A 24662-nucleotide genomic window follows, 5' to 3' on the forward strand; every position below is an offset into this window, starting at 1 on the left:
GCATCCGAAAGTGGATTATGGGATAAAATTACCGATATTGCTAGAAATGCCGCTTAGATGCAATTTGTCGTGCACCCTTCAAAGAGGGATTAGAACGGGTTAAGGACTGTTTTTTGTATATTTATCATGAATGTAACAACTTATTTTATAAGGATTAACAGATGGGGGGGGATTTTAGAATTCTTTTAAAATTCATTTATTAATTTAATAAATTTTTATAAATTAGCAGTAATAATCGGAATAAACCACCTCGATTTTTGAGAGATTAATAAAAGGGGATGTTTCATAAATTTCCTTACTTTATTTTTTTTAATCAATTTCAGTGATTATTATAACCAATGAAAGCTAAAGAAACCAATAGTACATCTGCAAATAAACTTGATGCATTAATTTGGTCAGGCCTTAAAAAAGGTGATACTGATGCCTTGGGCAAGCTTTACAATATCTACATAGATACATTGATTTTATATGGCTTAAAAATTTGTAATGATAAAAACAAAGTCATGGATGCCATACATGACCTTTTTGTTGATTTGTTTAAATATAGGTCTAAATTATCGGATACTGATAATGTAGAATATTACTTAATAGCGTCTCTCAAACGAAAACTATGCAAACAAGAGCGTGTAAAAGAAGTTCCTTTGCAGTCTGAGTCGATTTTTTCTGAGGTGTATTCAAAAAAAAATTATGCTAAATCCCCTGAAGATGCTATAATTTTATCTGAAACATTAAAAGAAAGAAGCACCAAACTTCTAAAAGCTTTTGAGACCCTAACAAAAACCCAAAGAAGAGGTTTGAAGTTAAGATTTAAGGAAAATTGCTCCTATGAGGAAATAGCTAACATTTTAGATATCTCGGTAGCATCAGCTAGAACAACCATATACAGGGCTGTAAAGTCTTTAAGACAGTACCCATTTTTCCTACTTGTTATCTTCCGAATTATTTTTTTCTAAAAAAAATAAAAAATATTGTCTATAAAACTATAATTAACTGCTTTATATATTACATGCGGTTCTTAATTGTATTTTTCAATTCTATTTTAAAAACTGGATCAAATTAAATCATGGATCAAATTAAATCATGGATAGTAATATTAAAGACAATAACAATTTAATTGTTGTTTCCAATGAAGAGAAACAACAATTAAAAAAACGTATTTTTCACTCTATAGGAAAAATAAAAAGAAGAAGACGTTTGCAATACTTATCCGGTGCAGCGGCATCAATTACCATTCTACTTTTTATTGGTGTTTTTTCGCATAAACAATCTCAAAATACGTCTATTACCAATTTTGTTAATTCATCTGAAAAAGTCAATTTTAGTAATTCTGAAAACGTTACCATAACACTTAATGAAGGTGAGGATATTAATTTAGAAGGTGAAGACGCCTCTATCACCTATTCAAAAACCGGAGCCCATGTTAATGTTGGAGGTTCTAACACATACACACAAAATACAGAAAAAAATGGGAAAGTAACCTATAATACTTTATTGGTTCCTTATGGGAAAAGATCGATGATTACGTTGTCTGATGGTAGTAAGGTATGGTTGAATTCCGGGTCGAGGTTGGTGTATCCTGTTGTTTTTAACACCAACAAAAGAGAAGTGTACTTAGAAGGAGAAGCTATTTTTGATGTGACGCACGATGCTTCACACCCCTTTGTGGTTTTGTCGGAAAATCAGGAAATAGAGGTTCTGGGTACGGTGTTTAATGTGAGCAGTTACGCCGATGATGATGATAATTTTGTAGTACTTAAAAGTGGAAGCGTTCAAGTGGCGTATAAAAAAGAGTTGGTCTCTAATAAAAGTAGTCAGAAGATGGTAATTACTCCGGGAACCATGGCTAACATTAATTTAGAATCTAACCATGTATCATCCAAACAAGTGAATGTTAATCAATATTTCTCTTGGAAAGATGGGGTGTTAATTTTAAAAAACAATAATCTCAGTTATATAATGAGGAGATTATCCAGATATTACAACATACCTATTACTATTGAAGATGAAGCATTAGCTAAGGAAACTTTTTCTGGCTATTTAGATTTAAAGGATAATGCAGAAAAAGTAATCCAAACCATAAAACAAACCTCCAATCTTGATTATCAAAAAACCGAAACCAATAAATTTATAATCACTAAAAAATAGAACGTATATGAAGTAAAAAAAACTTAAAAAGAAACCAGAAGATGCGCTAACATCTCCTGGCGGTAGAAAGCTACATTGTCGTTAAAAAACGCCAATAATAACGAACTAAATAAAAAAAAACAAAATTATGAATAAAATCTTTAATCGTTCTATCCAAGAACGAAAAAAGACGTTTAAAAGCGTCATCTTAACTATTATGAGAGTTTTTGTGTTATTTATTACCATAGGCCTAAGTTCTGTATATGCCAACTCCATTTACTCCCAAGAGAAAATTGATATAAATGTAAATAACATTAGTCTTGAAGACTTATTTAAAGAAATACAGAAAAAAAGTGAATACATCTTTTTTTATAAAGATGATGTTATAGATGATAATGTAAAAATTTCAATCACTTTAAAAAACGCACAAATTACCGAAATCTTGAATCAATCGTTTGCAAAAACAGATTTAGACTACGTAATTTCAGACAGGCAAATAGTTGTAAAAAAGAAGCCAGAGTCAGTAAAGGAAGTTTTAGTAACAAAAGCGCAAAAGTTTACCGTTTCTGGTACTGTTAAAGATTCTAACGGACAACCATTACCTGGAGCTACCGTAATTGAGAAGGGGACACAAAACGGTGCCCAGACTGATTTTGATGGCCAATTTAATTTAGAAGTTAAAAATGGAGAGGCTGTTTTAGTTGTTTCATATATTGGTTTTGCTACCCAAGAAATTGCGGTCGGCAATCGTAAAAACATTAATGTTGCGCTTGTTGAATCGGTACAGGGACTTGATGAAGTAGTGGTTACAGGATATGGTACACGTTTTAAAACCGATGTAATGAGTTCTATATCCAGTGTTAAAGCAGAAGAGGTAACAAAAGTGGTGTCTACAGATCTTGGTGAAATGCTGCGTGGTAAAGCAGCCGGGGTTCAGGTTTCTTTAGGAAGTGCCGCACCTGGATCTTCATCAGATATACTTATAAGAGGAACAAGGTCTTTGGGAGCAAATAATGCTCCGATTATAATTGTTGATGGTGTTACAGTAGGACAAAACATTAATAGTATTAACCCAGCAGATATTAATTCTATTGACATTTTAAAAGATGCTGCGGCGCAAGCCATTTATGGCGCGCGTGCCGCAAATGGTGTCATTTTGATTACTACAAAAACAGGCACTACAGGAAAGGCACAGGTTTCTTATTCAGGTTTTTATGGCATCCAAAGCATCAATCCGAATTTTGATCTATTTACACCACAAGAATATATACAATTAAAAAGAGAGGCGTATAGAACCGTTAATAATTTTGAATATCAACCAGATGAGCAAATTTTTGGACCTATTGAATTAGAGTCTATTGCAAACGGTAAATATATCAATTGGCGAGATCAGGTATTAAAATCTGCAGCAGTGCAGAACCATACCGTTAGTTTATCCTCTGGTACCGAGAAAACCAAGATTTACGCAAGTGCCAATTACAGAAGTCAAGATGGTGTGATTCCCAATACCGATTTTAAAGAAGCCAACCTTAGGTTGAATATGAGCCAATCCATAAACGATTGGGTTAAAGTGGGTATCAATAGTTCTGCTCAGATTTCCCAGAGAAACAATCCTAGTGTGGATCAGATACTTGCACGGCTTGTTATTGCGTCTCCTTTAGGTAAAATTTATAATGATGACGGGACATTAAGACTTTATCCCAATGGATTTCAGGATCTGACCAATCCCTTGCTTGATATTTATGAAACCAGTCAAGTAACAGATTATAGAAATGATTTAATACATCTCTACGCAGACTTTAGTCCATTTAAAGGGTTTAATTACAGAGTTAATGCAAGCCGTAGATCTTCCAATCAAAATAGAGATAGTTATGAAACGGCTTTATCCGCAGCAGGAGTAGCTAATGGTAATAAAGGAGAAGGAGGTATTCAGTATTCAAAGTTCAATGAAATGCAGATTGAGAATATTTTAACTTATAATTTAGAAGACGATAAAAATAGTTTGGATGTTACTTTTGTACAGAGTGTCATTAAAAGTAATTCAACAGGTTTTAATCTTAATTTTGATAATACTTCCGACGATGTTCTTGGGATCTACGGTTTGGCTACTGCTGAAATTCTAACGCCTTCCCTTAGCAACACCAAACGGAGCTTGTTATCTTTTGTTGGAAGGGTTGAATATAACTATTTAAGAAAATATTATCTAACGGCATCAGCAAGAGCCGATGGTTCCTCCGTTTTTGGACCCAATAATAAATGGGCGTATTTCCCGGCCGTATCTTTAGGTTGGAATATTTATAAAGAACCATTTTTGGAAAATAGTGATGTGGTAAGCAACCTAAAATTAAGGGCCAGTTATGGTAGCGTTGGTAACGAAGCCATACTGCCTTATACAAGCATCCCCGTTGTTGATCAGAAAGATTATATTTATGGAAATAATATAATTACAGGTTACGCCCAAAGCACTAGATTGGCTAACCCAAACATAAAATGGGAAACAACAACAACGGCAAATGTGGGTGTTGATTTTGGCTTTTGGAAAAATCGTATATCGGGTACTTTTGAATATTACAATACAAGTACGACAGATTTATTGATAGAAAGGTCTCTTCCGGCTGATACAGGACGTAAAAGTATGTATGACAATATAGGAGAAGTTCAAAATAAAGGTATTGAATTAAATATGAATGCTGTTGTTATAAATAATAACGATTTAAAAGTGCAATTGGGTTTTAACTTTACCAGAAACAGAAATAAAATTGTGGACCTTTATGGTACTGGTGAGGATGATATTGTTAATAAATGGTTTATAGGGCAGCCTATAAATGTTTACTATACGCAACTCTATGATAGAATATGGCAGGCAGATGATGATATTGCAAATTCCTACATGCCTAATGCCATACCGGGACAGATTAAGGTTAAGGATAAAAACAATGATAATGTACTGGACTCAAAAGACCAATATATTATTTCGCAAGACCCTGACTGGTACGGAACCTTCTCCTTTAATTTAGATTATAGAGGCATTGATTTTTCAGCGGATGTGATGACCGTGCAAGGCGTTACCAGACTCAACCCCTACCTGAACGCTTATAAATATGGCGGTACCTTAAGAGGTGACCGTAACCAAATAGCTGTTAGTTATTGGACTCCCGAAAATACCAGCGGATACTATCCAAGTCCTCAGGAAGGTAATGATCCAGCCTATATTACAACAATGGGGTATGAGGATGCTTCTTATGTGCGTTTACAAAACATCACATTAGGGTATTCTTTGCCAAACGAGGTGGTTTCTAAATTGAATCTGACTAAACTTCGGTTTTATGTAACGGGTCAAAACTTAGTAACATGGACTGATTTTCTTTCTTACAGTCCTGAAAAAGACCCAGGGAGTTATCCAGAAGCAAAAATTATATCTGCAGGGCTACAAGTTAATTTTTAATAAACATAGATTGGTAGTAAGATAGATGGACATTTAAAACATGTATTTCAACTTTAGTTACCAATTAAATTAAAAAAACAATAATCATGAAAAAAATAAATCATATTCCATTATTAATTTTAGGGATAGTATTGTTGAATAGCTCTTGCTCAGATTTTTTAGACGAAAACAGAGAGGACAGAGCTACTGAAAGTACCATTTATCTAACTCCTGGGGGGCTTGAATCCGGTATTGTTGGATTGTACAATCTGCAACGCGATAGTAGGTGGGTTCAGCAAAAGAGCGGTCTTTTTTTATATACCTCGCATGACTTGGCTCTAGTTAGAACCTTTAACGATCAGCAAGTGTATGGAACGGAATATAATCCTCTTCTATTTCCTGCGACTCATTGGGTTGAAAACTATAAGCTTATATCAAACGCAAGTGCTTTTATTCAAAGTGCGCCAAATGTTGAGATGCCTTCCGAGAAAAGAAACATTATCATAGGGCAGGCTAAATACATCAGGGCACAATCCTATCTTGATCTTATAAGGTTATACGGAAATATCCTTTTGGATACCACTGTAACTACCTATGAAAACCTGAACGATCCGAAAGAGTATAAACCTGCAAATCCAGCGGATATTTATAAATTGATTGATTCGGATCTTGATTTTGCCATAGCTAATCTTAAATGGAATGTAGCCCCGGGAAGAGCAGGCCAAGGTGCTGCCCGAATGTTACGCGCCAATAGTGCTATGTGGCAGCAAGATTGGAAAGAGGCGGCTGATCAATGTGACGCTATTATTGAAAGTGGCACCTATAGCTTAGTGCCTATTGATAAAGTGTTCGCACAAGATGTTAACCATAAAGAGGCCATCTATACCATGCAATATGACCTAGAAAGCGGTGGTTCGGCTAGAAGAGCTGGAGGACCGCCCCATGCCATGGCAGCCTATTTTACCAACAGATATTATGAAGCTTCCTCAGAGATGGTGGAAGATGTTGCACTGGGTGGCCAGACCTATTCATGGACAGTTCCAAATGATTACTTAAGGTCTTTATATGACCCTGCAAAAGACAAACGCTTGGATTATTACTTTTGGAGACAAACTTATGATAAATCGTATATTGTTAACAACCCACTTTCTCCAAATTTCGGACAACCTCTGGATCCAAGAAGGTATCCTGATAATTTTAGACAATTTCATTGGAGTCTTAAAAAATACTTTGATTTAGAGAAGCCCGTTGCAACAGGCTTGGGGTATAAAGATGTTATTATCTATCGTTTGGCTGAAACCTATCTTTTAGGCGCGGAAGCACATTGGAGGAACACAAATAATCCCACCAATCCAAAAGCCTTGGAGTATATGCGTAAAGTTCGGGAAAGAGCCGGTTTGCTCAATGTGACCAGCATCGATCAACAAACCATTTTAGATGAAGGAGCGAGAGAGCTTTGTTTTGAAGGACTTCGTTGGTTTACATTAAAAAGAATGGGAGTGCTTGTTCAGCAGGTAAATGCAAACCTTAAGTTTGGATCGAATTCTAGAAATGTAGTACCCCGTACTATGCAACCATATATGGTAGACCTACCTATTCCGCAAAGCCAAATTGATTTTATGAAAACATTCCCGCAAAATCCAGGGTATGAAAATTAAACAGTAATTTTTAAATAACCTCCTAAATAGTATTAGGAAAAAAGAACATTTATTGTTCAACTATTCAGGAGGCTATTTTATTCTAAAGAGAGCATATAGAAATCATGCGTTTTCTTTCTGTTAATATAATATTATTATAGGGTTTCCCCAACCTACTGTTTCCATCTATTTATGCAGATGTAAAGCTGTTTTGTCATAACAAACACCTTTGCTCACCGCTGTTATGCATAAGTTTTATTTGATAAATAGGGAAAAACTTTTGAGAGGTTTTAAAAGTTTATACCATTAAAAATAGTTTAATCTAGTATCTGAATTATGAAACGAGCATGTTAAGGTCATTATCACCTAAAAGAATGATTAATAGCGAACAGTCCCGATAGCTATCGGGATAAAAAACAATAAATATAAACACATGAAAAAAAATCTAATATTTCCAATCCTTCTAATGGTGGTTGCTTGTTTTTCTTTACAGAGTTTTGGGCAAACTGTAATGCCTCATTCTGTACCAAGAGAGTTTCAATCCAAACAATATACCGTAGAGATAAATGGGATTCCTGTGGAAGTATTTCAAGCGAGTCCGAGAGTTCATTTTGTCAGTTTCGATTTTACCGATAAAGTGACTGTTAAAGTAAATGGGAAAATTGTTAGGGAAATAGGCGTACCACTGCCCATAAGGGATGAGCAAGTGGATGGTGCTTCTGTTTGGGAAGGTGGCGAAGCTGTAATACGTCCCTCGTCGCGAAATATAAAGGTTGAAACGAAGGGCTCCACAGCTACTTTTACGCTTGATAAACCAGGGCAGTATGTTTTGGAAGGAACCAATACAAATCGAGTAGCTATTGATAATAATGATATGGTTTTGTTCTTGTTTGCGAACCAACCAGAAACGGATACACCACAAGAAGCCGATCCTAATACAATTTACTTGAAAGCTGGCACCCATTTTCAAAATATGGACTTAAAAAGCGGACAGACGTTGTATCTGGAAGCAGGTGCAGTTCTTTACGGGGGCATCAATATTTGGGATGCCCATGATGTGAAGATCCTGGGGCGTGGTGTGGTGTATTATAATGGCCCACAATCTGAAACCCACGACAATGGCGTATGGCACAGAAAAGATTGGCATCCGCTTACTACTGAAAATTCTGAACGCATAACAGTGAAAGGCGTTACATTTGTAGGTAAAAGTCGTACTTGGACGCTTCAGATGCACAGCACTTTTGATACGGAATTTGATAATGTAAAGGTACTTGCCGTAAACGACCAGAATATTAATGGCGATGGTTTTGATTGGCAAGATGGTGGCGGAAGGTCCAAGGTTACCAACTCCCTAATCCGTTCTTCAGACGATTGTTTTGCATTGTTCACGGCAAAAAAGGAAAAAATGGAAACCATGGTGAAAGACATTACCATCGAGAATTGTGTTTTATGGCCTACCCGTGCCAACATTTTCAGGATGAGTGGCTATGCTGAAAATATAACCATGAGAAATTGCGACATTATCCATGTACCATATTCTTTATTTGAAATGCCTAGAGCATTGATTTGCACTACAAATAGTGTGGAACAAGTTTCCAGAGTTTCAAATCTTCTTTTTGAAAATATTCGATTTGAAGAACCGGCTGCTTTACTAGGGCTACAGATTCCAAAAGGATTATTTAAGAATATTACATTCAGAAATATTACCATGAAAGGAGAACCCTTGCCATTATATGTAGATACCCATATTGATGGCTTGTTCTTTGAGAATGTGGTTCTTAACGGTAAAAAGATCTTAAGCGAAAAAGACCTCACTTTTAAAGTAAAGACATACGATATTAAAAATTTGAAATTCTCAAAATAAATCCGAATGGTTACTAAAAATATAAATTATAAAAACACTCCAATGAAGAAACTAATTCCACATCTTTTTGCGGCTATAATGCTTGTATTCTTTATAAGTTCATGTAAAAATCAAAAGAAAACTGATTTTGAAAAAACACAAAATGGCATACTGGTCCATACAGATAAAGGACAGGTTGTTTTTGAAGTGTTTGATGAACATATTATCCGTTGTATTGCCAACCCAAGTGAAATTGACACGACCGCTACTAGCAAAATTGTTGAAATTGAACCGGTTGCTGTTAAATGGAGCGTTGTTGAAGATGGAAATTCAGTGGGGGTTTCAACCAGTAAAATAAAAGCACTTGTAGATAAAACCACAGGTGCCGTCAGTTATTATGATAAGGATAACAAAGTGCTTCTTGCCGAACCCTCTGAAAACGGTAGGGTATTTGGAGAAAACACCATTAATGACAATAAAACACAGTTTGCACAACAAACATTCCTTACAGACACTAACGAGGCTATTTATGGATTGGGACAAAACCATACCGATAAACTGAACCTTAAAGGAAGTAGCATAGATCTGTACCAACAAAACACGGAAATTTATATACCATTACTGGTTTCTTCTAAAAACTATGGGCTTTTATGGGACAATTATGCGCACAATAAATTTGGAAACCTTAAAGCGGCTGAATTTATTCCAAATGCAGTCCTTGAAGATACATCAGGTAATGCAGGAAAACTGATGAGTGAATTTTATACGGATACGAATTTTAAGGATGCTGTGGAATGGGCAGATTGGGATGGCTCGATGGATTTTAACAAGAATATGGATAAATCGACAGGCATCAATTCCATCCGACTTTCAGGAAGCATCACGATTGATGAAGCTGGAGAATATGAATTGATCAAAGAAGAACGCGGGAAATTAAAACTTTATATTGATGATAAAGTGGCGATGGAATTTTGGCAAAGTATTCTAAGTACGCCACGCCCGGTACATGTTAATCTTGAAAAAGGTAAGCATAAAATTGTTATTGAATACACACAGATAAAAGATGAAATCCCTACCCTAAAATGGAGAATACCATCCGATAAAAATGAAAACATATCGCTTTGGGCGGCTTCAGCAAGAAACATTGACTATTATTTCATTTATGGTGAAAAAAACATGGACGATGTGGTTTCAGGTTTTAGAAAACTAACCGGCAAAACAACCTTATTACCTAAATGGGCCTATGGGTTTTGGCAATCCAGAAATAGATATAAAACCCAAGATGAGGTGGTGGATATGGCTAAAAAACTGCGTTCAAACAACATTCCTTTTGATAATATCGTGCTCGATTGGCATTATTGGGAAAGCAACACATGGGGAAGCCATTCGTTCAAAAAAACAGATTTTTCAGATCCCGATAAAATGACGAAAACGGTTCATGATTTAAATGCCAATATCATGATCTCTGTATGGGGAAAGTTTTATCCGGACACCGATAATTATAAGGAACTGGATGCTGCTGGTGCCATATATAAAAAATATGCAGATGAAAAAAAATTGGATTTTTTACAACAACTTAATTCGTATTACGATCCATACAACGCTGAAGGACGAAAAATATATTGGGACCAAATCAATAGAAATATCTATTCCCACGGCTTTGACGCTTGGTGGCTTGACGGCACAGAACCGGCATTTGATAAGGATTATAATGCCGACCAGCTTGCCTATTACATGGAGCCAAACGCTTTTGGAAAAGGATATGATTATGTAAACCTGTATGCACTTTTTAATAGCAAAGCCGTTTACGAAGGACAACGTTCTGTCGATCCCAATAAACGGGTCTTTATTTTAACCCGATCATCGTTTGCGGGTATGCAAAAATATGCTGCAAGTGCATGGTCCGGTGATGTGGCTGCCAGTTGGGATACATTTAGGAGTGAAATTGTAGCAGGATTGAATTACTCTTTATCAGGAATGCCGTATTGGACAGACGATATTGGCGGTTATATTTCAGAGATGAGAGATGGCACTTATTTCTATGATGAGTTTGAGGAACTTTTTACACGTTGGTTCCAATTCGGCACATTCAGCCCCATATTTAGGGTGCATGGGGACGAACATCCGCAAAACATGTTGGCGTTCAAAGAAAATTACAAGGATGCCCAGTTAAAATTTGACAAGCTAAGGTACCGCCTCATGCCCTATATCTATTCGCTTGCGGGCGCAGTTACCCATAAGGATTATACCATGATGCGTGGGCTGGTTTTCGACTTTGCCAACGACCCAAAAGTTTTAAATATATCGGATGAATTCATGTTTGGACCATCCCTTCTTATTTGCCCAGTAACCGAATATAAAGCACGGGAAAGAGCCGTGTACTTACCGGTTTCAAAAGGCGGTTGGTACGATTTCTGGAACGGTAAACATTATGAAGGCGGGCAAACCTATACCGTAACGGCGCCTTTGGATGAAATGCCCATTTTTGTAAAAGCAGGTTCTATTATTCCATTTGGGCCAGAATTACAATATACCTCAGAAAAGAAACCTGATCCTATTTTATTGAGGATTTATAAAGGGAGTGATGCAGAATTCAATCTGTATGAAGATGAAGGGGTTAACTACAACTATGAAAAAGGAAATTATTCAGAAATAAAATGGACTTGGAACGATGAAATGGATCAACTGAATATTTCTGAACCAAAAGGCACCTTTGATGGCATGCTAAAAGAACGGAATTTTGAAATAACCGTTATTTCCAAAGAACATCCTTTCGGCTATAATAAGGCTTCCAAAACATGGAAACAAGTTAAGTATTCGGGCGAAAATGTTAAAGTGGATTTAGAGAAACATTAAATTAAAATGATGAAATATTATAAACCATTAACAAGCTATCTGATGAAAACGAAACTGTACGTGATTGTTTTTATTGCAGTCGCTTCATTTTTCATGAGCTGTTCACAGAAAACATCTTGGGATAAGGAATTGGAAGTGACCCTAAATAAAATAGCGGATTCGCTTTCTTCAAATCTTAAGGAATGGAACGTGCCAGAACGTATTTTTAAGGTGGAGGATTTTGGAGCCGTTCCAGATGGTGAAACCATCAACACGCTGGCAATACAAAAAGCCATTGATACCTGTTCGTTAGCAGGTGGTGGCGTGGTTTTGTTTTCAAAAGGAAATTATGCTACCGGAACGATTGTGATGAAATCGAACGTGATGCTCGAAATCTCAGAAGAAGCAAAAATATTGGGCAGTTTAAACCTTGACGATTATCCGCCAAAAATAGAAGCATTAAAAAGCATCATGAGCGAAATGTACATATTTCAACAGTCGCTCATATATGCTGAAAAAGTAACCAATATTGGTATTAGCGGACAAGGAGAGATTTATTTTAGAGGTGAAAAAGAAAATTTTTCAGGTCCGGAAACCCAAGGTTTAATTGTTGGGCGCCCTTTGGGTATTAGAATGATTGAATGCAAAAACGTGGTGGTAAAAGACATTCTACTAAGAAATTCGGCGGCTTGGATGCAAAACTATCTCTACTGTGAAAATTTGATTTTTGACGGAATGAAAGTCATCAACCATGCCAATTTCAATAACGACGGACTTGATCCTGACGGTTGTAAAAATGTGATTGTAAGGAATTGTTTTATAAATGCGGAAGACGATGCCATGTGCCTGAAAGGAGCGAGCAACCGGCTATCAGAAAACATTTTAATAGAAAACTCCACATTCATAACTACTTGCAATGCGTTAAAAATTGGCACCGATACCCAAGGGTCGTTTAAAAACATCATTGCCCGTAATTTAGTTCTTGGTGGCATTCCAGATTCATTGGAATCTTTAATGGGTCGTGAAGCCAGCACAGGGATAACCTTAGCGACGGTTGATGGCGGCAATGTTGAAAATATATTGATATCGGATATTACCATTAACCAATCGCGTAGCCCCATTTTCCTTAGGATTGGGGATAGAGGGCGTGTTATGAAAGGTGTTAAAAAACCTGCACCCGGTTATTTGAAAAAAATCATTATTCGGGATGTAAAAGGCGAAAAAAACTTCAGACAAGGGTCGTTTATATCGGGCGTTAGTGGGCATCCCGTTGAAGACGTTGTTATCAAAAACGTAAACCTTTCCATGGAAGGTGGCGGCACCACCCAAATGGCAGGGGCTACCGTAGTAGAAGATGAAGGCGGGTATCCAGATGCACATCAATTCTCTAGGGAAGGGCTCCCTTCATATGGATTTTATATCCGACATGCTAAAAATATGGTATTGGAAAATGTAAACATTTCTCCCAAAAAAGAAGATGCCAGACCGCTTTTTAAATCGGGCGGCGATATACAAAATGTTTTTATAAATGGTAAAAGACTATGAAAAACCTATTAACATATTCCATACTGTTTTTTCTGGTCTTTTGTTCAAATAAAGGGCAAGCGCAAAGAACATTAAACTTCCCCAAGGTGGTTGAGTATGTTGAAAAAATGCCCAGTCCTGATAGTTTATGGATATTCATCATGGCAGGACAATCCAATATGGCAGGACGTGGACTGGTGGAACCGCAAGACACCATTGCCAATAAAAGAATATTGGCCATAGATAGTTTGGGCCACTGGATGTATGCCAAAGAGCCTTTAAATTTCAATGAGCCAACCATGAAAGGTTTGGATAGTGGATTGTCTTTTGCCAATGAACTGTTAGGTGCTATTCCATCTGGCATTTCAATTGGTCTTATTCCAAGTGCCGTTGGTAACACATCCATTGAACAATGGCTAGGAGATTCCATAAGCAGAAAGGTGCCATTGCTCACTAATTTCAAAAGTAAGGTGGAGCAATCCAAAAAATACGGAGAGATAAAAGGCGTATTATGGCACCAAGGTGAAGCGAACGCCAAGACGGAACTCATTCCTTATTATGCGGAAAATTTACGAAAGTTAACAAAAATGTTTAGAGATATAACAGGAAATGACGCATTACCAATTTTAATGGGACAGCTTGGTGCTTATGCTGAACCCATGGAGTGGCAACATAAGTGGGATGCCATAAATAATATAATTGATGAGGTGGCTGAAACCGATAAAAACACCTATGTGGTTTACACACAAGACTTGAAAAGCAACAGTGACAAGATCCATTTTAATTCTGAATCCCAAAGAAAATTAGGGAAAAGGTATGCAGATACATACCTAGAAGAAGTGATGGCAATAGCAAAAAAGTAAAATTAAAAATTCAATACCCATAAATAATGAGAAAATACATTCTACTTCTTATAATACCCATCTTCTATCAATGTTCAAATGCAGGAAAAACAGTGGTTCATGATGTTTACGATTATGGAGCAAAGGGAGACGGCGTTACCAACGACCATGATGCCATCCAAAAGGCCATCGATGCTTGCAAGGGCACTGGGGGCACTGTTTTATTTACAAATGGCAAATTTTTAACAGGCCAATTGATGTTAGGGAGCGATATGACCATAAAAATAGACTCTTCTGCAACGCTACTGGGCATTCAATCGGATTCACAGGAAGCATATCCAACGGGTATGTTGGAAACCCAATACCCTAATCGCATGTATGAAGATATGCAACGTAGGTTAATTTACGGCAACCATGTTCAAAATGTAACCATTACAGGAAAAGGCACCATTGACGGACAAGGAGATTTTGACCCTTGGATGAACGTAAAAAGCTTGGGTGCGGAAAAAGACAGGCCTACTATTTTATCATTTGTAGGAGCCAAAAACATTACAATTTCAGACCTTACCCTTTTAAAACCGGCTAGTTGGACCCAAGTGTACATTGAATGTGATGGTGTTACCATTCGCAATGTTAAAGTACGCACCGGAAATCTGTCACCAAACCGCGACGGTATAGACATTGTAGATTGCCATAATGTGTTGATTGAAGATTGCGACATCAAGTCTGAAGATGACGGTATCTGCTTTAAAAGTGGTAGTGAATATGGCTGCATCAATGCTATTGTGCGCAACTGTGTTGTGGATAAACTGAACGTAAATGCAGGAAACGGTTTTAAATTGGGAACGGACGCTCTCGGAAGTTTTATGAATTTTGAAGTCTCTGGACTGACCATAAAAAATGTCAAACGAAATTCGGCCATAGCCATTGAATCGATGGACGGTGCTATTATAGACAATCTCAACATTAGCGATGTGGAAATTTCCAATTCGGGTCAAGCCATTTTTGTGCTGTTGGCAGATAGGCGCCGAACGGTTCCGGGAAGAAAAACAAGAATAGGTACCATTTCCAATATCCATTTCAAGAATATAAGAGGTAAAAACTTTACCCAACAATATCCCTCCATCATTACAGGAATTCCGGGTCATAATGTCCAAAATATAACTTTTGAGGATCTGGATCTAGAATTAAAAGGAGGCATTGAAAAAACAGACCAAACGGTTATGGAATATGATGGATCATACCCAGAAGGATACAAATTTGGAGATACCAATGCCTATGGTTTTTTTATCAGGCATACAGACAGTGTTGAATTCATCAATTGCAACATAAGTTCAGAATTACCGGATGCCCGTGAATGGTTGGTACAACAAGACGTAAAAAATATAACTATAAAATAATATAACTAAAAAAAAAGGTATGGCTACCGTAATTGTAAATAGCCCAGTCCTCAAAAAGTTTAAAAAGCAATACGGAAAACCATACTGAATACAATTATTAATCTTTAAAACTTAAAATTATGAAAACAAAATTATTATTATTGGTGTTAAGCATGTTCTTAACATTGAATGTATTTGCACAACCTAAAAAAGTGCTTTGGGTTACAAATACCGTAGAAGCAGCACGGTATGGTACTTTTGATGATGCTTGGATAGCATTTTTCATCGATAAAGGATTTGATGCAAGTAAATTTAATCAAGATGATTTTGACCAAGCAAAATTGGACTTTATTAATGGTCCAACAGGTCCAGATATCGTTATTATTGCTCGCCATACAGATAGTGGAAAATTTAATGGTTCAGTGGCAGATTTATGGAATGCTATTAATAAACCCATGATTACGCTTAATCCTTATACTGTTAGATCTACCAGATTGCATTGGCTTCCAAGCGCAACCGACCCTATTCAAGGGGGTGTATTTACACAAAATGGCGCTACGGGTCCAGAAATAAGTAGCGCAAGCCAAATCATATATCCAAGTGATTATATTTTTAGAAATATTGATATAACTACTGCGCCAGATCTACGATATTACGCAGGTAACAGCTCGTTTACGGCTATTAGCCAAGTTGATGTGGAGCTAGGTACAAGTGGTAAAGTGTTATTTAACAATACGGAAGGCGCTGCAGCTTTTATACGTTTCCCCAAAGTGTTGAAACCTATACAGGTTCAGGGGTAACGCCACCTGCTGCTAGAACTTATTTCCCTATAGGAAGTGGTTCAGGAGGCGATAATTACGGGCCTCCAATAGCTTTAGGAATTGAACTTTTAATAAGTGAGATAAAATTGCTTTTAGATCCAACGTTAAGCGTTTCAACCATTACTGAACAAAACAACTTTAGTGTTTGGACTGATAATGTACAATCTACCGTGAATGTAAGCAATAGAACAGATGAATTGAAAACCATTGAAATTTTCAATATGACCGGTCAAAGAGTTAAAGCGATTAAAAATATCTCTGACTATAAAATTTCTATTGATGTAGCAGACTTGGCCAAAGGAATCTATGTTATTAAAATAGATAACATTTACAATAAAAAGTTTATACTAAAATAAGATAGATAAGATAAAGAACCCTGAAAAATGAGGACTAAACTTCAGGGTTCTTTATTTAATATTTAGTGCTGTTACAGCATAATGATACTATCAATGTATGGTTAAAAAAGATCATTGTAAAAAACATGTATTTTAAATGATATTGATCGTATCCACAAGACCACTAACTTTTTTACGTATTTATATGATATATAAGTAGTGAAATTGAAAAAATAAAGGCATTTAGCTTCTTAAAAAAATTAATAAAAAAGAAATGAAAAAAAATTTACACCTAATTGCAGTAGTAGTTTGCTCACTCCTGTATTTTTCACCTGTTTTTGCCGGAAATATAGAAACGTATCCGTTGGCATCTTGCTATACTGCGAGTACGTATTATACAGTAAAGGCAAACGGTGTGGACGTACCGGTTGCCGAATACAGGCCGCACGGCGATCTTCAGTATTACTTCGCACATCTTTCTGCAAGTGGCAGTAATACGTTTGAAGTAGATGGCGGAGAGGCTATTACCAATTATTCAATAAGCCCAAACGCCTATAGCATAACAGGAACAGTAAATACCACAAAGTTGGAATTTACAGTAAATGAATCTAGATACCTTCAAATCCAGATAAACAGTAAAACGGTACTGTATTTATTGATTGACCCCATTGAAGAAACTATACCCAACGCTTCTGGTGTTGGTATTTACAATATTACACAAGCCCCATATAATGCAGATAATACTGGTGCTACCGATGTTACTTTCTATTTTCAACAAGCTATTAATAATGCAGCTGCAAATGGCGGCGGAACGGTTTATGTTCCTGAAGGCGTATATCTCGTTAGAACCATTTATTTAAAGAGCAATGTGAATCTTTATTTAAAAGGAGGGGCTGCTCTATTGGCTAAAAACAGCAAATTTGAATTTCCTAATAGTTCCCTTCCCAACCATATTTTGAGAGTTGATAACGCCACTAATGTAAAAGTGTATGGCAGGGGTAGTATTTATACCCGTGGCAACCTATTGAATGGTAACGTTAGAACGGACAGTGATGGAGAATTTAGAATTGGGCCAGCGCAAATATCCAACTCGACCAATACAACTTTTGAGGGTATTTTATGTGTTGAGAGTACCGCATGGTCTTTAACTTTTGTTGAAGGTTCTAGTAACGGACTGGTAAAAAACGTAAAAATATTAAATGAAATGACATGGGCATGGAATGATGGCATTAACGTTATTGGATCTAATAATATAACAGTACAACATTGTTTTATATCAACGGCCGATGATACGGCAGCTATAAAAACACAAAATTTCCCGAAAGTACAACCAGGAGACCCTGTATATAATGTAATATATGATGATATAGTGATGAAATCCGGCATTTCATCAGGATTTAAAGTTGGCATGCAGGCAGAGGATGATATTTACGATGTTTGGGCGAAGAATATAAACGTGCTGGATTGTGAAAGAGCCTTCAATTTAGACCATTGGTACGGCGATGGGAATTTTTATAATATTCATTTTGTTGATTGGGTTGTGGATAAAATGACGGGTACTTCAACAAGTATTACAAAAGGCAAGTATGTGGATAGCCCATTTAGAATGGAAATTACCCAACAACCAAGTACGTCTTATGAGGTGGGTGTTGGTAAGATTAGTAATATTGAAATTACTAGAGTAAAATTCAATGATTTTGGAGCTAATGATTCCTATTTTTGGGGACAGGATGCTACCAATAACATTGATGGCGTAACGATTACGGATTTATATTTTGGGAATACACTTGTATTGAACGCCGCAGCGGGACACATTCAAAACAAAGGCTTTGCCACTAATATAACGTATAATGGCAGTTCATCGGTTGTAACTTTGGATAAGATAGAAGTTGATGGTGTGGCGATAAGTTATTTTGATAATGCAGCAACTACTTCTTTCTATCTTCCATACACCTATAATGTGTTGCCTGTTGTATCGGTAACACCAACTGCTGTTGGAGCTACTTACTCAATCACTCAAGCTACAAACTTAAGTGGGACTTTAGCTGAAAGAACAGCGACCATTGAGGTAACGTCTCAAGATACGGCTACTATAATGACTTATAAGGTAGAATTTGAAAAATTGCCCGAATTGGATCTGTTTCTATCCATCGGTCAGTCAAACATGGCAGGCAGGGCAACCATTAAGCCTCTTTTAGGTGATTTAGACCCTGTTGAAAACGCCTATTTAATGGCAGATGCCGGTCAATTTATTGATGCGGTAAATCCATTCAATCTATATTCCAGTACCAGAAAAGAGGTGGGTTTACAACAAATAGGGCCCTCATTTTCATTTTCAAAAAAAATTGCTGCTGCCATTAGCAACCAAATAGGATTTGTAGTAAATGCAAGGGGCGATACGGATATGGATGAATGGGATGAAAAAACTGATAATTTATACGCCCAAGCTATTTTAAGAGCTATTGAAGCCCAAAAATGGGGCACCTTTAAAGCGGTTTTATGGCATCAAGGAGAGGCAAATATCACACCGACCGAGGTAAGCGAGTATCCACAGCAACTGGCAAATTTAGTGGCCAATTTAAGAGACGATCTGGGGAATCCGAACTTGTTTTTTGTTGCGGGCCAACTGGGACAATTCAAAGCGGGTCATGCCGATTTTAATGAAATGCTTAAAACAATTCCAACGTCCATAACTAATTCAGCATGGGTTTCTTCTTTAGGATTGACCGATAAAGGCGATGGTCTTCATTTTGATAGAAATAGCCAAATAATATTTGGAGAAAGATATGCCGATAGAGTTTTAAATGCAATATATGGTGGTGTAGCTTCTAACCCCATTGTTGGTTTTACACAGCCTCTTGCTAATGCCAAAGTACCTGTGGGATCTGATTTAACTGTTATTGTAGATGCCATGGATATTGATGGCTCTATTGCCTCGGTAGCTCTTTATTTAAACAATGTTTTGTTAGATACAAAAGTAAGCGCTCCGTATGAATGGAGTGATTATCCACAATTAAAAAATCTTGCAGCGGGCCCTTATACACTAAAAGCGGTGGCTGCAGATAATGACACTTTTCAATCTGAAACAACCATAGCATTCAGTGTTTCGTCCAACCAAACGCCTATTGTAAGTTTTGCAGCACCTACGCCCACTGAAGGCGCACAGCTTTCAGTGAATAGTGTTTCTGTAAAGGTTAATGCCAGTGACCCTGATGGCTCCATATCAAAGATAGAATTATATATGGATGATAATTTTGTTAGGAATGAAGGGGTTGCTCCTTATTTATGGGGCGAGAATAGTCAAGATCCACTTTTAATGAACCTATCTGCAGGAAACCACACATTAAAAGCGATAGCATTTGATAACGATGGGGATACTGCCGAGGTTAGTGTTACATTTAATGTTTTAAACGATCCTCTTAGCGTAGATTCCAAAGAAAAGCTAAAATCTATATCAATATATCCTAATCCTGTTTCAGGCAAGAACTTTTATATGGATGTAAAAGGCAATTCCGTTTCAGAAATTTCAATATTTAGTATTACTGGTAAACTTGTGTATAAAAAATTGATTAATAGGAATAATAATACGTCTCTTATCACGCTTGACACTCCTAGTCAGTCCGGTTTCTATATAGTTCAAATTGTTGGCGCAAATGATGGTGTGTATATGGGTAAGTTAGTTGTGAAATAAAAACATTAATAATATAGAGTTGATAATCAGGGAGAGTTGTTATTATGTAACATCTCTTTCTGGTTTAAAAATATGTCAATAAATATATATCGAACTCATCTTGACTTTTTCTATTTCCTAAAAAACGGCTAAGATTCGTCCATATTTCGTTACCTTTTTTATGCGTAGCGATGCTATGCCTTTCAAAAAGTGCCTCATCTGAACAAATTTTATCTCGTTTTCGGTTAAAAACAAAAAGTCAAGATGAGTTCATCGTGTAATAAAATTGAAAAACTTTAAATGAGTTCATTATAAACTAAATTGAAATATAGATGAATCAAGTGGTTAAATTATGGTGCTTAGTAATTTTATTGTTTACGATTGGTGGTTGTGATAATCAAAAAAAGATCATTGATACCAAACAAGCACAAAAGCCTAATATCATATTTATTTTAGCGGACGATTTAGGTTATGGTGACCTAAGCTTAACAGGGCAGGAAAAATTTTCAACCCCAAATATTGATAAGTTAGCGATGGATGGTATGTTCTTTACACAACATTATTCCGGTTCAACGGTCTGTGCTCCTTCACGCTCTTCGTTAATGACAGGACAACATACTGGCCATACCTTTATTCGCGGAAATAGAGAAGTGCTTCCCGAGGGACAATACCCTTTAGATTCCACAGTAGTTACAGTGGCAGGGATATTAAAACAAGAAGGTTATACAACAGGCGCTTTTGGAAAATGGGGCTTAGGTTATCCATCTTCACAAGGAGACCCAAATAATCAAGGTTTTGACGAATTCTACGGCTACAATTGCCAGCGATTGGGCCATAACTATTATCCCTATCATTTATGGCACAACCAAACCAAGGAAATTCTTGAAGGAAACAAGCTAAAGCAAACGGATATGTACGCTCCTGAGTTAATCCATCAACAATCACTTTCCTTTATAGAGAAAAACAAAGACAGAAGCTTTTTCCTGTATTATGCCTCGGTGATACCTCATGCTGAATTGGCTGCTCCTGAGCGTTTTAAGCAAAAGTATCGTGCCAAGTTTTCACCAGAGAAAGAGTTTCAAGGAACTGATGATGGGGAGTTTTACAAAAATGGAGATTATGGCTCTCAAAAAGAACCACATGCCACTTTTGCGGCAATGGTGAGTTTATTGGATGAGCAGGTGGGAGAAATTCGCAAAAAAGTAGAAGCCTTAGGTATTGCAGAGAACACTATTATAATTTTTACTTCGGACAATGGTCCGCACGTAGAAGGTGGCGCTGATCCTGATTTTTTCAATAGTAATGCAAATCTAAGGGGGTACAAGAGGGATTTGTACGAAGGAGGAATACGTGTTCCTATGATTGCATATTGGCCAGGAAAAATAAAACCTGGACAAACTTCCGACCATGTTTCTGCATTTTGGGATTTTTTACCTACTGTTTCTGAAATAGCACAAATAAAACCACCTCAAAATATTGATGGTATTTCGTACTTGCCAACCATGTTAGGAAAAAAACAAGAAAAACATGGTTATCTGTATTGGGAGTTTCATGAGAAAGGTGGAAAGCAAGCAGTAAGAATGGGGAATTGGAAAGGAGTGCGCTTGAACATGGGTAATAATGCAAAATCTCCTATTGAACTCTATGATCTTGCTTCTGATTTGGGTGAAAAAAATAACATTGCAGATCAAAATCCAGAAATAGTGGAAAAGATCGATTCAATCATGCGCAAAGAACATAATTATTCAAAGGAATTTAGTTTTGGATATGAAAAATAATTGAAATTCATGGGGCTATCTTAATAACCTGAGTTCGACATAAGAATTCAGCCGAGTGAAAATTGGAGTGGGCGCTTGCCTTAGGGGCGCTAGCCCTGTAGTCTTAGTAGTAACAAAATGAGCCATGATGATGGATTAGGGGCTTTGGCCCTGACATCTTTGACAAAATAATTGTGTACGTGTTTGCCAATGTTTATTAAATTTCAGGGCTATATCTTTTTTGTTCATTATCGTGTCATTTTATGGAGATAACAGGGCTACGCCCCTTTTTATTTAATTAACGTTTGTATCTACGATGATTTTAGGGCTAACGCCCCTAATATTGTCTTATAAATCGTAATGGGTTTTAATCTTTTCAACACTTGATTCGCATAATAATTTAAAATACTTCAACAGAGTCTGAACTGAGCGAAGTCGAAGTGATCAATATAACATGGAACTACACTTTTCATACCGCCTTCATGTAAATAATATTCGGAAAAATAAATCACCTGATTTAGCCGCTCACTCTAATATCAAGAATTTTAAAAATATGGAATAAGCAACCGATCAATTTTCAAACTGCTTTTGATTATTTGTACAAAGCGATAATTGAACCCATCTTAACTTTTTGTTTTTAACCGAATCCCGATATATCGGGATGTCCAGGTGGGACCATTTTTGAAATACATGGCATATCGCTACGCATAAGAAAATAGACGGAATATGGGCGAATTTCAGCCATTTCTGCCGACAGGTTTTATGAAATAGAAAAAGTCAAGATGAGTTCATTAATGTACTAAAGGAAATCCCTCGGTAATGAAGGCTGTCTGCGTGTGTTTTGGCTGATTATAGATTACCAAAAAGGCTATTGCCTAACATTCAAGATGGATGGAACAGGAAAGGTTTAATCTCGGGAACTGGCAATAAAAAGAAAGCTTTTTATATCTTGCAACAGTATTATAAAAAAATGAAATTGTTTGGAAAAATAACGATGGAAAAACTAAATAGAAAAAATGTTGGGTTGGAAGAAAGACTTCCAATCAAAATTGTACAATTTGGGGAAGGCAATTTTTTAAGGGCCTTTATAGGTTACGCCTTTCAGGAATTGAACAAAGCAGCCAATTTTAATGCAGGTATTGCAGTTGTACAACCCATTGAAAGAGGCTTGGTAAGCATGCTGAACGATTAAGATGGTCTATATACGCTTTTTATGAAAGGTGTGAAAAAGGGTAAAGAAATTCAGGAAGTTGAGTTAATTTCCAACATCGTTAAAGCGGTGGATCCTTACGCTTATTTTACCGATTATTTAAGCTTGGCTAAAGAAACATCGTTAGAGTTTATCATCTCCAATACCACCGAAGCCGGTATTGCTTATGTGAGTTCTGATACACCAGAAATGCAACCACCAAGTTCATTCCCTGCAAAATTAACGGTGCTTCTGCACGAACGTTTTAAGCATTTTAATGGCGATAAATCTAAAGGTTTAACTATCATTCCATGTGAACTTATCAATCATAATTCGGAGACTTTAAAAGAGGTCATATTAAAGTACATAGCGGATTGGGATTTAGGCGATGATTTTAAAACTTGGATTTTGAAAAGCAATTCGTTCCATAGCACCTTGGTTGATAGGATTGTACCGGGGTACCCAAAAGATGGCATTGAAGCTTACAATGCACAGTTGGATTATCAAGATAATTTAATTGTTGCTGCCGAAGCTTTTTTACTTTGGGTCATTGAGGGAGGCGACGGTTTAAAAGCAAAATTGCCATTCCATAAAACAAGTTTAGACGTCAAGATTGTTGATGACATGCAACCGTACCGCACCAGAAAAGTGCGCATTTTGAATGGTGCGCACACGGCCATGGTGCCTTTTTCATTGCTTTACGGAAACAAAACAGTCAAACAATCTGTAGATAACGGATTTACCGGGCCTTTTATACACAAAGCGGTATTTGATGAAATAAATGAAACCCTTAACATGGATAGAAACGAATTAAATAGTTTCTCTGATGAAATTTTCGACCGTTTTAGAAACCCGTTCATCATCCATAACCTATCAAGTATTGCTTTGAATTCTATTTCCAAGTTCACGGTAAGGGTGCTGCCAAGTTTACTTGAATATGTAAAAATCCATAAAAAACTACCAACCAATTTAACTTTTGCGTTTGCCTCTTTATTGCGTTTTTACAAAGGCACTTGGCATGGGGAAACGTTGCCAGTTCAGGACAGTGACGATATTATTGCCAAATTTTCTGATATTTGGAAGTCTGACGATTATTTAGAAATAGCAAAAAACGCACTGAGCATTAAGGATTATTGGGGAGAAGATTTAACTAAAGTTGAAAACCTGACCGAAGCCATTGCTTTTGCCTTAAAAGAAATTGACGCCAACGGTATTGAAGCCGGATTTGCTAATTACAGCAAAAAGTTTTAAGTATTATAGTATAACCATAACAAATTACAGC

Annotated in this window: 13 protein-coding genes and 1 pseudogene; all 14 read left to right on the forward strand. The window is 36.7% G+C overall.

All coding sequences use genetic code 11. The annotated features are described in order from the left end of the window. Positions 1-338: 338 nt before the first annotated feature. The 14 genes and pseudogenes from ACU1LP_RS14240 (at position 339) to ACU1LP_RS14305 (ending at position 24631) form a co-directional block, all read left to right on the forward strand. On the forward strand, positions 339-953 hold the full coding sequence (locus ACU1LP_RS14240) for an RNA polymerase sigma factor (RefSeq protein ID WP_445734962.1): 615 nt from the start codon (positions 339-341) through the stop codon (positions 951-953). A 127-nt stretch (positions 954-1080) separates the two neighbouring features. Beyond that, the gene (locus tag ACU1LP_RS14245) at positions 1081-2145 is read left to right on the forward strand and encodes a FecR family protein (RefSeq protein ID WP_445736605.1); all 1065 of its coding nucleotides are present in this window, start codon (positions 1081-1083) and stop codon (positions 2143-2145) included. A 127-nt stretch (positions 2146-2272) separates the two neighbouring features. Further along, a complete protein-coding gene (locus ACU1LP_RS14250) occupies positions 2273-5569 on the forward strand; it encodes a TonB-dependent receptor (protein ID WP_445734296.1) in 3297 nt (1098 codons plus the stop codon). An 86-nt stretch (positions 5570-5655) separates the two neighbouring features. Continuing rightward, a complete protein-coding gene (locus ACU1LP_RS14255) occupies positions 5656-7206 on the forward strand; it encodes a RagB/SusD family nutrient uptake outer membrane protein (RefSeq protein WP_445736606.1) in 1551 nt (516 codons plus the stop codon). A gap of 412 nt (positions 7207-7618) precedes the next feature. Then, a complete protein-coding gene (locus ACU1LP_RS14260) occupies positions 7619-9049 on the forward strand; it encodes a hypothetical protein (RefSeq protein ID WP_445736607.1) in 1431 nt (476 codons plus the stop codon). Positions 9050-9091: 42 nt separating this feature from the next. Continuing rightward, the gene (locus ACU1LP_RS14265; protein ID WP_445736608.1) at positions 9092-11884 is read left to right on the forward strand and encodes a glycoside hydrolase family 31 protein; all 2793 of its coding nucleotides are present in this window, start codon (positions 9092-9094) and stop codon (positions 11882-11884) included. 42 nt (positions 11885-11926) lie between these two features. Beyond that, a complete protein-coding gene (locus ACU1LP_RS14270; RefSeq protein WP_445736609.1) occupies positions 11927-13408 on the forward strand; it encodes a glycoside hydrolase family 28 protein in 1482 nt (493 codons plus the stop codon). Next, positions 13405-14250, forward strand: coding sequence for a sialate O-acetylesterase (locus tag ACU1LP_RS14275; protein WP_445732424.1), 846 nt, complete (start codon positions 13405-13407; stop codon positions 14248-14250). Before ACU1LP_RS14270 ends, ACU1LP_RS14275 begins: the two co-directional genes overlap by 4 nt. A 26-nt stretch (positions 14251-14276) precedes the next feature. After that, positions 14277-15629, forward strand: a complete 1353-nt coding sequence (locus ACU1LP_RS14280) for a glycoside hydrolase family 28 protein (RefSeq protein ID WP_445736610.1) — start codon at positions 14277-14279, stop codon at positions 15627-15629. A 119-nt stretch (positions 15630-15748) separates the two neighbouring features. Continuing rightward, the gene (locus ACU1LP_RS14285; RefSeq protein WP_445736611.1) at positions 15749-16408 is read left to right on the forward strand and encodes a hypothetical protein; all 660 of its coding nucleotides are present in this window, start codon (positions 15749-15751) and stop codon (positions 16406-16408) included. A gap of 107 nt (positions 16409-16515) precedes the next feature. After that, positions 16516-16785: a T9SS type A sorting domain-containing protein gene (locus tag ACU1LP_RS14290; protein WP_445736612.1), complete on the forward strand. Its 270-nt coding sequence runs from the start codon at positions 16516-16518 to the stop codon at positions 16783-16785. Between the two features lie 253 nt (positions 16786-17038). Then, positions 17039-20455, forward strand: a complete 3417-nt coding sequence (locus ACU1LP_RS14295) for a sialate O-acetylesterase (RefSeq protein ID WP_445736613.1) — start codon at positions 17039-17041, stop codon at positions 20453-20455. 311 nt (positions 20456-20766) lie between these two features. Continuing rightward, on the forward strand, positions 20767-22212 hold the full coding sequence (locus ACU1LP_RS14300) for an arylsulfatase (RefSeq protein WP_445734240.1): 1446 nt from the start codon (positions 20767-20769) through the stop codon (positions 22210-22212). 973 nt (positions 22213-23185) lie between these two features. Further along, positions 23186-24631, forward strand: a pseudogene (locus ACU1LP_RS14305) (tagaturonate reductase). Positions 24632-24662: the final 31 nt, after the last annotated feature.

The organism is Mariniflexile sp., from assembly GCF_052728615.1.

Coding starts and splice junctions, on each gene's coding strand:
- ACU1LP_RS14295 (WP_445736613.1), top strand. CDS start 17,039: ATGAAAAAAAATTTACACCTAATTGCAGTAGTAGTTTGCTCACTCCTG.
- ACU1LP_RS14260 (WP_445736607.1), top strand. CDS start 7,619: ATGAAAAAAAATCTAATATTTCCAATCCTTCTAATGGTGGTTGCTTGT.
- ACU1LP_RS14255 (WP_445736606.1), top strand. CDS start 5,656: ATGAAAAAAATAAATCATATTCCATTATTAATTTTAGGGATAGTATTG.
- ACU1LP_RS14300 (WP_445734240.1), top strand. CDS start 20,767: ATGAATCAAGTGGTTAAATTATGGTGCTTAGTAATTTTATTGTTTACG.
- ACU1LP_RS14275 (WP_445732424.1), top strand. CDS start 13,405: ATGAAAAACCTATTAACATATTCCATACTGTTTTTTCTGGTCTTTTGT.
- ACU1LP_RS14280 (WP_445736610.1), top strand. CDS start 14,277: ATGAGAAAATACATTCTACTTCTTATAATACCCATCTTCTATCAATGT.
- ACU1LP_RS14270 (WP_445736609.1), top strand. CDS start 11,927: ATGAAAACGAAACTGTACGTGATTGTTTTTATTGCAGTCGCTTCATTT.
- ACU1LP_RS14245 (WP_445736605.1), top strand. CDS start 1,081: ATGGATAGTAATATTAAAGACAATAACAATTTAATTGTTGTTTCCAAT.
- ACU1LP_RS14240 (WP_445734962.1), top strand. CDS start 339: ATGAAAGCTAAAGAAACCAATAGTACATCTGCAAATAAACTTGATGCA.
- ACU1LP_RS14285 (WP_445736611.1), top strand. CDS start 15,749: ATGAAAACAAAATTATTATTATTGGTGTTAAGCATGTTCTTAACATTG.
- ACU1LP_RS14265 (WP_445736608.1), top strand. CDS start 9,092: ATGAAGAAACTAATTCCACATCTTTTTGCGGCTATAATGCTTGTATTC.
- ACU1LP_RS14250 (WP_445734296.1), top strand. CDS start 2,273: ATGAATAAAATCTTTAATCGTTCTATCCAAGAACGAAAAAAGACGTTT.